General features: G+C 69.2%; 12 protein-coding genes and 1 riboswitch. Of the genes, 6 read left to right on the top strand and 6 right to left on the bottom strand.

Annotated elements, in window-relative coordinates:
* The coding region (locus ACWDUD_RS06160) for a hypothetical protein (RefSeq protein WP_450108697.1) at nt 1–193 on the bottom strand (193 nt) is incomplete at its 3' end.
* Here ACWDUD_RS06160 and ACWDUD_RS06155 point away from each other — a divergent pair.
* Genes ACWDUD_RS06155 through ACWDUD_RS06135 form a run of 5 tightly spaced genes read left to right on the top strand, consistent with a single transcriptional unit; the run spans nt 132 to nt 3314 of the window.
* On the top strand, nt 132–620 hold the full coding sequence (locus ACWDUD_RS06155; RefSeq protein ID WP_450108696.1) for a zinc ribbon domain-containing protein: 489 nt from the start codon (nt 132–134) through the stop codon (nt 618–620). The genes ACWDUD_RS06160 and ACWDUD_RS06155 overlap by 62 nt on opposite strands.
* Before the next feature lie 3 nt (nt 621–623).
* On the top strand, nt 624–1481 hold the full coding sequence (locus ACWDUD_RS06150; RefSeq protein WP_450108695.1) for a winged helix DNA-binding domain-containing protein: 858 nt from the start codon (nt 624–626) through the stop codon (nt 1479–1481).
* A gap of 60 nt (nt 1482–1541) precedes the next feature.
* Nucleotides 1542–2120, top strand: a complete 579-nt coding sequence (locus ACWDUD_RS06145) for a pentapeptide repeat-containing protein (protein WP_420750642.1) — start codon at nt 1542–1544, stop codon at nt 2118–2120.
* Between the two features lie 34 nt (nt 2121–2154).
* Nucleotides 2155–3009 carry a bifunctional methylenetetrahydrofolate dehydrogenase/methenyltetrahydrofolate cyclohydrolase gene (locus tag ACWDUD_RS06140; RefSeq protein ID WP_450108686.1) on the top strand — a complete coding sequence of 285 codons (855 nt, stop codon included), beginning with the start codon at nt 2155–2157 and terminating at the stop codon, nt 3007–3009.
* Nucleotides 3010–3029: 20 nt separating this feature from the next.
* Nucleotides 3030–3314, top strand: a complete 285-nt coding sequence (locus ACWDUD_RS06135; protein WP_450108685.1) for a DUF3017 domain-containing protein — start codon at nt 3030–3032, stop codon at nt 3312–3314.
* On the opposite strand, the gene metX is transcribed toward ACWDUD_RS06135, so the two are convergent.
* The gene (gene metX, locus ACWDUD_RS06130) at nt 3311–4441 is read right to left on the bottom strand and encodes a homoserine O-acetyltransferase MetX (RefSeq protein ID WP_420750640.1); all 1131 of its coding nucleotides are present in this window, start codon (nt 4439–4441) and stop codon (nt 3311–3313) included. The genes ACWDUD_RS06135 and metX overlap by 4 nt on opposite strands.
* 133 nt (nt 4442–4574) lie before the next feature.
* Nucleotides 4575–4692, bottom strand: a riboswitch (SAM riboswitch).
* A 260-nt stretch (nt 4693–4952) separates the two neighbouring features.
* Between metX and ACWDUD_RS06125 the strand changes: the two genes are divergently transcribed.
* Entirely contained in the window at nt 4953–6170 is a 1218-nt protein-coding gene (locus ACWDUD_RS06125) for an NADP-dependent isocitrate dehydrogenase (protein ID WP_197255275.1), read from the top strand.
* A 115-nt stretch (nt 6171–6285) separates the two neighbouring features.
* On the opposite strand, the gene acnA is transcribed toward ACWDUD_RS06125, so the two are convergent.
* The 4 genes from acnA to ACWDUD_RS06105 are packed head-to-tail and all read right to left on the bottom strand — an operon-like array spanning nt 6286 to nt 11766.
* Nucleotides 6286–8883 (bottom strand): aconitate hydratase AcnA, encoded by a 2598-nt coding sequence (acnA, locus tag ACWDUD_RS06120; protein WP_450108684.1) that lies wholly within the window; start codon nt 8881–8883, stop codon nt 6286–6288.
* A complete protein-coding gene (locus ACWDUD_RS06115; protein WP_450108683.1) occupies nt 8880–9794 on the bottom strand; it encodes a citryl-CoA lyase in 915 nt (304 codons plus the stop codon). Before ACWDUD_RS06115 ends, acnA begins: the two co-directional genes overlap by 4 nt.
* Nucleotides 9791–10996, bottom strand: coding sequence for a CaiB/BaiF CoA transferase family protein (locus ACWDUD_RS06110; RefSeq protein ID WP_420750637.1), 1206 nt, complete (start codon nt 10994–10996; stop codon nt 9791–9793). The genes ACWDUD_RS06115 and ACWDUD_RS06110 overlap by 4 nt, the downstream gene beginning before the upstream one ends.
* Nucleotides 10993–11766: an IclR family transcriptional regulator gene (locus ACWDUD_RS06105; RefSeq protein ID WP_420750636.1), complete on the bottom strand. Its 774-nt coding sequence runs from the start codon at nt 11764–11766 to the stop codon at nt 10993–10995. The genes ACWDUD_RS06110 and ACWDUD_RS06105 overlap by 4 nt, the downstream gene beginning before the upstream one ends.
* Nucleotides 11767–11921: the final 155 nt, after the last annotated feature.

The following is an 11921-nucleotide window of genomic DNA, read 5'->3' as shown; positions in this document are numbered from 1 at the left end:
AGGCGACGGTGATCGCGGTGGAGGACCTGACCACCCTGGAGGCTCGCAGGCGCGGCCGGTGCAACAACAATCGGGCGGCGCAGTCCGCCCGCCGCCGGGCCGCCGACGCCCTTGCCCACACCGCGGCACGGGTGGGTGTGGTGGTGGTGTCGGTGCCCGCGCGGGGATCGTCGGCACTGTGCCCGGGCTGCACCGAACCACTGACCCGCCCCGGTGGCTATCACACGGCATGGTGCACCCGGTGTGGGGTGGGGGGGAATCGTGATCATGTGGCGGCGGTGAACCTCGCCGCACGGGCGTTGGTGGGGCGCAGCAGAGCGGTCCGCACTCGCAGTGGGAGCGTGGAGATCCGGACCGCGGTGCATGCCCCGGTCCGGAAATGTCGGGACAAGACCGGTCCCACCCCGCGCAGGCCTCGGCATCGCCGGGTCCGCCGCAGTATTGCGGCTTCGAGACCCCCGAAGGGGGTGACACAGTCGAGGAATTGTCCTGCACCCGAAGCGTCGGTGTGGGACACGGTCGAGCCCGCAACATCGCACGATGGTGTGGTGGGTAGCCGTGAGGAACGTGGATCTTCACCGCCTGCCACGTCAGTGGCAGGAAGTATCAGATTTACGTAGACGCTGATCAAGGATGCCGAGGCGTCGGGGCTGCACCGGGACGGCGAACGCTGGCTGGACGAGGTGAGCGGCCGGGTGCTCGACGCGCTGGCGGACGGTCGGGAAGCGACGTCCACGGAACTGCGGGCCGAGATTCCGCTGCTCGGGGGCTCGATGGAGTATGGCGTCGGAAAGTCCTGGGGCGGAGAGGTTTCGCTCGGGCCGCGTGTCCTCACGGTGCTGTCGGCGTCGGGAAAGGTGGTGCGGGCCTCGAACAACGGTTCGTGGCGGGTGTCGCGGCACAACTGGGCGACGACGGAGTCGTGGCTGGGCTCCGGGATCGAGTCGTGTGACGAGGCGGACGGGCTGCGCACGCTCGTCGAAATGTGGTTGCGTGCTTTCGGTCCCGGAACGGAGACCGACATCAAGTGGTGGCTCGGTTCGACCCTGAAAACCGTGCGCGCGGCACTCGCCGAACTGAACGCGGTCGAGGTAGATCTCGACGGTCGCACCGGGTATCTGCTCCCCGACGACCTCGAGGCGGCGCCGCTCGTCGAGCCGTGGGGTGCGCTGCTGCCGGCACTGGATCCCACCACGATGGGGTGGTTCGAGCGCGACTGGTACCTCGGGCCGTACCGGCAGCAACTGTTCGACACCGCAGGCAACGCGGGCCCTACCGCGTGGTGGGACGGCCGGATCGTCGGCACCTGGTGGCAGAACGACTCCAGGGCGGTGTGCCTGCATCTGCTCGAGGACATCGGATCGGAAGGGAGAGCCGTACTCGAGCAGGAGGCCGCCCGGCTCGACGAATGGGTGGGCGGCGATCGGGTGACCGTGAAGTTTCCGAGCCCGCTGGCGCGGGAACTGGCCGGTCGTGGCTGAGCCGCAGGTCCCGGGTCGTCGTCGCCTTGCCAGAACCGGTAGGGCGTGGACGATGAAGGTATGGGCAGCGACAACACCGAGGTCCTGTGGAGAGGAGCGCGCGTCACGGGACGAAGCTTCCGGGACGCGGATCTGCGCGGCTCGATCATCGAGGACGCGTTCTTCATCGACTGCGATTTCACCGATGCAGACCTGAAGGGAAGCAGCCACCTGCGCAGCACCTACCGATCGTGCACGTTCACCCGGACCGATCTGTCGGACAGCGTCTTCCGGCGCTGTTCGCTGGTGGGATCGGTGTTCAAGCAATGCCCGATGCGCCATCTCGTCCTCGACGACGTCGACTTCACCCGCGCGAGTCTGCGCGGCGCCGACCTGCGTGGCCTGGACCTGAGCACCTGCATCTTCCGCGACGCCGACCTGACCCGCGCCGACATGCGGTACGCGGTGCTGCGGACGGTGGATCTGCTGGGCGCGCGGCCGGTGGGGGTCCGGCTGGACGGCGCGGACCTGCGCGGCGCCCACATCGGTCCCGCCTTGTGGCGCAGCGCGGAACTCGACCACACCCGGATCGAGCAGTCGCAGGCGATCGGCTACGCCCGCGCTCACGGCCTCGACATCGACGAGCCCGACCGCCGTTGAAGTACCGGGACACGGACCTGCGACAATGGCAGTCGTGACTGCGACGATCCTGGACGGCAAGGCAACCCGCGACGAGATTTTCGAGGACCTGAAGGCCCGAGTGGCCGCGCTGAAGGCGAAGGGCATCACGCCCGGCCTCGGCACCGTCCTCGTCGGTGACGATCCCGGATCGGCTGCGTACGTGCGCGGTAAGCACAACGACTGCGCGAAGGTCGGCATCACCTCGATCCGCAAGGATCTGCCCGCCGACATCACCCAGGAGCAGCTCAACGCCGCGATCGACGAGCTCAACGCCGATCCTGCGTGCACCGGCTACATCGTGCAGCTTCCCCTCCCCAAGCATCTCGACGAGAACGCCGCGCTCGAACGCATCGACCCGGACAAGGACGCCGACGGCCTGCACCCGGTGAACCTCGGCCGGCTCGTGCTCGGCAAGGAGGCTCCGCTGCCCTGCACCCCGCGCGGCATCGTGCACCTGCTGCGCCGTTACGAGGTTCCGATCGCCGGCGCCCATGTGGTCGTCGTCGGCCGTGGCGTCACCGTCGGCCGTCCCATCGGCCTGCTGCTCACCCGTCGCAGTGAGAACGCGACCGTGACGCTCTGCCACACCGGGACCAAGGATCTGAAGGCCGAGGTGGAGCGCGCCGACATCGTCGTCGCGGCGGCCGGTGTGCCCGGTCTGATCACCGCGGACATGGTCAAGCCGGGTGCGGCGGTGCTCGACGTGGGTGTCTCCCGCACCGCGGACGGTCTGCGCGGAGACGTCGCCGGCGAGGTGCGCGAGGTCGCCGGGTTCATTTCGCCGAATCCCGGTGGTGTCGGCCCGCTGACCCGTGCCTTCCTGCTCACGAACGTGGTGGAGCGGGCCGAGCAGCTCGCCGGCCTCTGATCCGGAACCAGGCGACTCGGATGGACCGTTGGATGCGGTTCGCCCGCCGGAACCTGCCGTTGGTGGCGGTGACCGTGGTCATCGCCGCCGCGGTGGTGCTGGTGCTCGCGGACCGGTGGCGGCGCGGCGCGTTCGTGTTCGGTGGCGCTGTGATCCTCGCGGGTGTGCTGCGGTGGGCGCTGGCGCCCGAGCAGGTCGGGGTGCTGGCCGTGCGCGGCAAACGATTCGATGTCGTGGCGATGCTCCTGGTGGGAGGGGCGATCGTGGCGCTTGCCGTCTCGATCGACCCTCTCGGAACCGGTTAGCCGCGTTCGACCAGGTCCATCAGTTCGACCAGGAGCTTGGCAACGGCGTCGGCCTCGGTGAGGAATCCGTCGTGCCCGTCCCGCGATTCGAGGACCCGCAGACCGTCGCAGTTGGGCAGCCCGTCGGCGATCTCCTGCTGCAGCCGCAGCGGGTACAGCCGATCGGAGCTGACGCCCGCGACGATCGTCGGAACCGGGGAACCGGCGAGCGCAGCCTGGACTCCACCCCGTCCGCGCCCGACGTCGTGGCGGTTCATGGCCTCGGTGAGGACGACGTAGGTGCCGGGGTCGAACCGCGACACCAGCTTGTCGGCCTGGTGTTGGAGGTAGCTCTGCACCGCGTACCGTCCGCCCTGCCACGGATCCTCGTCGGCCTGAGGCGAATTCGCGTAGCGGGAGTCGAGTTCTTCCTCGGTGCGGTAGGTCAGGTGTGCGATGCGGCGCGCGATGCCCAGACCGGCGTCCGGACGGCGTCCGGTGCCGTGATAGTCGCCGCCCTGCCAGTCGGGGTCGCCGGTGATGACGGCCATCTGCGTGGTCTGGGTGCCGATCTGGTCGGCGGTGGCGCGGGCGCCCACGGCAAGGATCAGCGAGGCCCGGACCCGGTCCGGATGGGTGACAATCCACTCGAGCGTGCGCATGCCACCCATGGATCCGCCGGTGACGGCGGCGAGGGTCTCGATGCCGAGCACGTCGAGCAGCGCGGCCTCGGCGGCGACCTGATCGCGGATGGTGATCTGCGGGAAACGCGACCCCCACGGTTTGCCGTCCGGGGCGATGCTGCCCGGCCCGGTGCTGCCGCGGCAGCCTCCGAGCACGTTGGACGCCACGACGCACCAGCGGTTGGTGTCGATCGGGGCGCCCGGCCCGACCATTCCGGTCCACCACCCGGGTGAGGGGTGATCCGGTCCGGCGGGTCCGGTGATGTGCGAATCCCCGGTGAGTGCGTGCTCGACCAGGACGACGTTGTCGCGCGCGGGGGAGAGGGCTCCCCAGCGCTGCACCGCGAGCGTGACGTTCGGGAGCGTCTCACCGTTCTCCAGCGACAGAGCGCCGATGTCGACCAGGCCGAGACGGCCGTCCTCGGGAGGAAGGTCGACGTATCGCCGTTCGGTGCCCGCCGTCAAGACGCGGCCGCCTCGACGACGACGGTGGGGGTGAGGGTGTGGGTCATCATGTCCTTCTGGGCGGGCGGCGGATGGTCGGGTCGGATCTACGCGCGACAGCTCATGATCACAACTCTCATGGTCACTACCTCCCTGTACAGGCTTGCCGCCCGGCCTGTGCGCCGAACGGCCCGGTCTTCACCCGGAGCACCCCACCCTGACCGGAGGGTTGCCGACCAGCAAGCCGGGGCTCGATGCTGGTACTCATGACCTGAACGGCAAGTTTAGCGGCTCGTTCCGGCGCGCCGGAAGCCGGGCCGAGCGCCCCGCTGACCAGCGCAAAGTTACCGGTCGGTAGTGAAACCCGCGCTTTGCGCTCCCAGGGAATAGCAGTACGCTTGTCTTGTTTGGCACGTGTTCCCGCGCGTGTGAACACGTCCATGCTCAGATCCCTCTGAGCAGTGTGAAGCCGTACTCACAAAGTGCGGTCGAATCGGGCCGAGGAAACGTCCTAGGAGGACACGAAGCGCACATGTCCAAGATCAAGGTTGAAGGCAAGGTCGTCGAACTCGACGGCGACGAGATGACCCGCATCATCTGGCAGTTCATCAAAGACAAGCTGATCCACCCTTACCTGGATGTCGATCTCGAGTACTACGACCTCGGAATCGAGCACCGCGACGCGACCGACGATCAGGTCACGATCGACGCGGCGAACGCCATCAAGAAGCACGGCGTCGGCGTCAAGTGCGCCACGATCACCCCGGACGAGGCGCGCGTCGAAGAGTTCGGCCTCAAGAAGATGTGGCGCTCGCCCAACGGCACGATCCGAAACATCCTCGGCGGCACCATCTTCCGCGCCCCGATCATCATCTCCAACGTGCCCCGCCTGGTTCCGGGCTGGACCAAGCCGGTGATCGTCGGCCGTCACGCCTTCGGCGACCAGTACCGCGCCACCGACTTCAAGGTCCCCGGCGCCGGCACCGTCACGATCACCTTCACGCCCGAGGACGGCAGCGAGCCGATCCAGCACGAGGTGTGCAAGATCCCCGAGGACGGCGGCGTCGTCATGGGGATGTACAACTACAAGAAGTCCATCCAGGACTTCGCGCGTGCGTCGCTGGCCTACGGCCTGCAGCAGAACTACCCGGTCTACCTGTCGACCAAGAACACGATCCTCAAGGCCTACGACGGCATGTTCAAGGACGAGTTCCAGCGGATCTACGAGGAAGAGTTCAAGGCGGAATTCGACGCCGCGGGCCTGACCTACGAGCACCGCCTCATCGACGACATGGTCGCCTCCTCCCTCAAGTGGGAGGGCGGCTACGTGTGGGCCTGCAAGAACTACGACGGCGACGTCCAGTCCGACACCGTCGCGCAGGGCTACGGTTCGCTCGGCCTGATGACCTCCGTGCTCATGACCCCGGACGGCAAGACCGTCGAGGCCGAGGCGGCGCACGGCACCGTCACCCGTCACTACCGTCAGCACCAGCAGGGCAAGCCGACGTCGACCAACCCGATCGCGTCGATCTTCGCCTGGACCCGCGGTCTCGAGCACCGCGGCAAGCTCGACAACACCCCCGAGGTGATCGAGTTCGCGCAGCAGCTCGAGGACGTCGTCATCAAGACCGTCGAAGCCGGCCAGATGACCAAGGACCTCGCTCTGCTCGTCGGCCCCGAGCAGGGCTGGCAGACCACCGAGGAGTTCCTCGGCACCCTCGACGAGAACCTGCAGAAGGCTCGCGCCTGACGTAGCTCGCGACACAGCAGAACGGGGCGCCTCCGGAAGGAGGCGCCCCGTTCTTTTGCTTTTCGTCGGGTCGACAGCGTTGTCGGGCCGACAGCGTTGTCGGGCCGACAGCGTGTCAGACCGACAGCGGCGACCGCGTAGCCAGGAGATGTCCGAACAGGCCACCGGCACGCAGCCATTCGTACTCCAGCGGAGTGTCGAGCCGTGCCAGTGCAGTGCCCTCCCACGACACCCTGCCCGCGCGCGTGACCCGGACCGTGACGTCCCGGGATGTTCCGAGATCGTCCAGACCGAGCACGGAGATCTCCTCGCTGCCGTCGAACTCCTCGGGGGCGGGTCCGTCCCACTGGATCGGCAGGACACCCAGCGCGACCAGGTTGGTCCGGTGGATGCGTTCGAAGCTGCGGGCGAGAACGGCCCGGACACCGAGCAGCCGTGTCACCTTGGCGGCCCAGTCGCGGGCGGACCCGGCGCCGTAGAGTTCTCCCGCAACCACGACGACGGGTGTGCCGTGCTCCCGGTGGTGTTCGGCGGCGACGTGGACCGGCACCGGAGGCTGCTCCGGCGAGATCCGCGTCCAGCCGCCCTCGCGCTCGGGCGCGAGGAAGTTGCGCAGGCGGGTGTTCGCGAAGCCGCCCCGGACCATCACGTCGTGGTTCAGCCGGCGAGAACTGAAGGTGCCCAGCGCCCGTTCGTCGACACCGCGTTCGACGAGCCAGCGTCCGGCCGCGGAATCGGGCAGGACCCGCGCGACGGGGGAGATGTGGTCGGTGGTCACGGCATCCCCGAGCACGAGCAGGGGACGCGCGTGCAGGTCTCCCGTGATCGCGGGCACGGTCAGCTCGGTGTCGGTGAACGGGGGCCGGCGGATGCTGCCGGTTTCCCCGTCCCACCGGTAGTGCTCGCCGTGCGGGTACTCGAGCTGTTCCCAGCGGTCGGTCGTCAACGCCCGATCCGCGCCACGGCCCAGCGCTGCCGCTTCGTGCTCGGCGAGCAGCGCGTCGATCTCCTGCTCGTCCGGCCAGAGGTCGGCGAGGGTGACCGGCGAGCTGTCACCGGCGTGACCGAGAGGCTCGGCCGACAGGTCGACCCGGACGTTGCCGGCCAGGGCGTAGGCCACGACCAGCGCCGGGGAGGCGAGGTAGGCGTGGGTGACGTCCGGGTGGATCCGGCCGGTGAAGTTCCGGTTGCCGGACAGCACGGCGGTGTCCGCGGTCCTGTCCGAGCCGGCCGGGGCCGGAGACAGCGGACCGGAGTTGCCCATGCAGGTGCCGCAACCGAATCCGGTGACGTGGAAACCGAGCCGGTCGAGGTGTGCCTGCAGGCCGCTGGACTCCAGGAGGTCGGCCGCGGCGCGGGATCCGGGGGTGAGCGAGGTCTTGGTCCACGGTGCCGCGGCGAGACCGGCCGCGACGGCGTTGCGCGCGAGCAGACCCGCGGTCACCAGGGCGCGGGGGTTGGACGTGTTGGTGCAGCTGGTGATCGCGGCGATGGCGATGTCGCCGCTGTGCGAGCCGGACTCGCCGCGGGATGCGGGAACGTCGGACAGCGACAGGGCTTCGTGCGGCCGCGACGGACCGGCCAGCGTCGTCGTGATGCTGCCGAGGTCGATCCGCAGTGTCGTCCCGAACCGGGGGACCGGGCTGGTTGCGGTGTGCAGCAGGCCCTGGGCGGCCAGGTACTGCCCGGCCAGGCGGACCTGCTCGGGCGAGCGCCCGGTGGTGGACAGGTACTCGAGGGTGCGGTGATCCGCGGGGAACCACGCCATCGTGGCGCCGTATTCGGGGGCCATGTTGGCGACCGTGGCGCGGTCGGGCACCGACAGCGAACCGAGGCCGTCGCCGTGGAATTCGACGATCGCCCCGACCACGTTCACCGCGCGCAGACGTTCCGCCAGGGTCAGTGCCAGGTCGGACGCGAGCACTCCCGGCGCGAGGCGGCCGGTGAGTTCGACACCGACGACGCGCGGCACCCGGATCATGAGGGCCTGCCCGAGCGCTGCGGCGGTGGCCTCGATTCCGCCGACGCCCCACCCGGTGACACCGAGCGCGTTGATCATCGTGGTGTGCGAGTCGGTGCCGACCAGCGCGTCCAGGGCCGCCACACGCAGGCCGTCGGATTCGGTGGTGGTGACCACCGGTGCCAGGACCTCGAGGTTCAGCTGGTGACAGATGCCGACCCCGGGCGGGACGACGCGGAGCCCGGGGATGCGGTCCTGGGCCCAGCGCAGGAATCGGTAGCGGTCGTGGTGGCGCATGTACTCGAGGTCGATGTTCCGGCCCGCTGCGGCGACGTGTCCGTGTTCGTCGACCTCCAGCGCGTGGTCCACGACGAGGTCGAGGGGCAACGACGGCCGGAAGGCGGATGCGTCGATGCCGTCGCTCTCGGCCCGCTCGAGCAGGGTCACGATGTCCGCCAGCACCGGAATGCCGGAGGCGTCCTGGAACAGGACACGTCCGGGGAAGAACGGAACGGCGGCGGTCTCGTCCCGGCGGGTCAGGGCGAGGACGTGCTCGGGCAGCGCCTCGGGATGGCCCTGATTGCGCAGGGCCCCTTCGACGAGCGTCTTCAGTGACCAGGGGAGCTCGCCGATCGGTCCGGCGCCGTTGGCCTCGGCGGCGGCGAGGCTGTAGTAGTGCAGCGGAGAACCGGCCGGGTCGTCGAGCGGCAACGCCGTCAGCGACCGGAAGGGATCCGTGTCGGAGATGCTCATCGGCCGTTCGTGTCCTCCGCTTCGGGATCCTCCACCGATTCGGGATCCCACGCGCGCTCGGGATGCCCGACGTAGGTCGGGAGCAGCGGAGGCGGCATCGGGCCCTTGATGCGGCGACCGCTCTGCGACTCCTCCCAGCTGTGGGCGAGAACGCCGACCGAGCGGGACAGGATGAACAGGCCGCGGGCGAGTTCGGCGGTGAAGCCGAGTTCGGCGTAGATGACGGCCGTCGCACCGTCGATGTTCATGGGAACCGGTCGGGCGCGGCCCGCGGAGAGCTGTTCCTCCAGTTCCAGCGCGGCCGCGAGGTAGCGGCCGGACACGACTCCGGCGTCGACGGCGGCCTGGACCGCCTCCAGAAGAGGATCCCGGCGCGGGTCGCGGGTGTGGAACCGGTGGCCGAAGCCGGGAACGTAGGCCCGGCGCGCGCGATAGGCCGCCACCTCGGCCGCCACGGCCTCGCCGAGATCGCCGCCCTCGGCGGACGTGACCAGCCGCTGCAGGAACTCGACGCACTGCTGGCCGGCACCGCCGTGGACGTCGCCGAGCAGGCCGACACCGGTCGACATCGCGCCGTGCAGGCCGACACCGCACGTGGCGGCCATCCGGGCGGCCGCGATCGACGGTGCCTGCGGCCCGTGGTCGACGGCCGCGACGAGCGCCTTCTCCAGCAGGGCCGCCTCGGCGCGGGACGGCATCGAGCCCCGCACCATGGTCCAGATGGTCTCGACGAACGTGGCCCGGCGGATGAGGTCCTGGATGGGGTATCCGCGGAACCGGATCACGTCGGGTTCGATGTCCGAGACGGCGGTGCTCCACCAATCGGCGGTCTTCTGCGAGTCCACCGCCTCGAGGGCAGCCGTGCGGGCCGGGGAGGTGGCGAGGTGTCGAGTCGTTTCTGCGGTGGTCATACGGCACCTTCTTCACGGAAGCTGGTGATCTGGTCGGCGGTGAAACCGATCTCGGCCAGGATCTCGTCGGTGTGCTCACCGAGGGTCGGCGGGCGGGTGGCGGGGCCGACGGCCTGACCGTCGACATGGGTGGGCAGGCCGAGGACCTGGACGGTGCCGGCGTCTCCGACCGGCATCTCCACCTCGGAGATCAGCTGACGGTGCCGGATCTGTTCGGAGCGAAGCGATTCCGACACCGGGACCACCGGTGCGGCCGGGACTCCGGTGTCGAGGAGGATCTCGTCCCACTCGGCCGCGGACTTCTCCTTCAGCGAGATCTCGAGTTCGTCGCGCAGGATCTCGCGGTTGCGCTTGCGGTCCTCGCGGGTGACGAAGCGGGGGTCGGTGATCAGTTCCTCGCGGCCGAGCACCTTGCAGAGGATCTCGTACTGCTCCTGCTTGTTCGCCGCGATGTTGAGGACGCCGTCGGCGGTCTTGAAGGCACCGGAGGGGGCCGAGGTCATGTTCTCGTTGCCCATGGGGATCGGCTCCTTGCCCGTGACAAGGTGATTGGAGACGACCCAGCCCATGGAGGTGATCGCGGCGTCCAGCATGGACGTGTCGAGGTAGGCGCCCTGTCCGGTCGCGCGCTGGCGGACGATCGCGGCGCATACGGCCATCGCCGCGGCGAGGCCGCCGAAGCTGTCGCAGACCGGGTAGCCCACCCGCAGGGGCGCCGACCGGGTGTCGCCGGTGACGCTCATGATTCCGGACATGCCCTGGACCACCTGGTCGTAGGCGGGGCGGCCGCGCAGCGGGCCGGTGGCGCCGAACCCGGACACCGCGCAGTAGACCAGGCGGGGGTTGATCTCCTTCAGGCGGTCCCAGCCGAAGCCGAGGCGCTCGAGCACGCCCGGACGGAAGTTCTCCAGCAGCACGTCCGCGTCGGCGAGCAGGCGTTCGAAAACCTCCTTGCCGCCAACGGTCTTGAGGTTCACGGTGACCGATCGCTTACCCGAGTTCTGGGCGAGGAAGGAGACGCCCATGTATTCGGCGCTCAGGCCCGGGTCCGCACCCAGCTGACGGGCCAGGTCACCGCTGCCGGCGGTCTCGACCTTGACGACGTCGGCACCGAGGAGGGCGAGCTGGTAGCCGGCGAAGGGGCCGGCGAGGACATTGGTCATGTCGAGGACGCGCACGCCCCCGAGCAGATCGGTGGTCAAAGGAAAGCCTCCACGGTTCCGAGCCCGACAGCACTGATCTGCCGGGCGGTGTCAATTACGGCGTCGACGTACCGGGCGACCCGGTCGGCGGTGAAGCGCGACGTGGGGCCGCTGATCGAGAGTGCGGCGAGGACTCGGCCGTCGGCGGAGAGAATCGGGGCGGCGACCGCCGAGGCGCCCAGTTCCCGCTCTCCGTGGGTGATCGCGCAGCCGGCCTCGAGGTCCCCGGCTGCTCTGCTGCGCAGGTCCGCTGTGCTCACGCCGTTCTGCTCGGCCAGCGCGTCGAGGACCTTGTCCGGGCAGGCGCCGAGCAGGATCCGGCCCGCGGCACCGGTCGTCAGGGGGTACTGCGCCCCGACCTGGACCACGCTGCGGACCGTGGTGGTTCCCTCGATCTGCGCGACCGACAGGCGGTGCAGGTCCTGGCGGATGTAGATGTTCACGGTTTCGCCGCACCGGTCGCGCAGGGCGGTCATCAGCCTCCGGGCCTCGGGGCCGATCTCCCACATCGCCTCGGCCAGCTTGACCCAGCGCAGGAACGAGGGCCCGACGCTGTAGGTCGTCGATTCGCCGGGGCTGGCGATGATGCCCTGCGACGTGAGCGTGCCCAGCAGCCGCACCACCGTGGACTTGGGCAGTCCACTGATGTCGACGAGTTCGCGCAGGGTCCGGACCGGATGTTCGGCGTCGAACCCGTTGAGCAGATCGAAGGCGCGGGCCACGCTGCGGACCCCGCCGTCGGCTCCTGCGGCCGCTGTTACCTGTGTCATGACGCCACTGTAGGTCCGCTAGGTGGTTTCTGCAAACCATCTGATGGATAAACGTCGTATTGACTTGTCAACAACACCATGGTTTTATGCGTGACGCAGACCACAGGACTGCTCTGTGGTTCCGATCGACCACGTAGTGGTCGAACACGAGGAGG

The sequence above is a fragment of the Rhodococcus sp. NPDC003382 genome, from assembly GCF_053589135.1.
The sequence above is the reverse complement of the archived record's forward strand: the minus strand, read 5'-3'. Positions and strand labels throughout refer to the sequence as shown.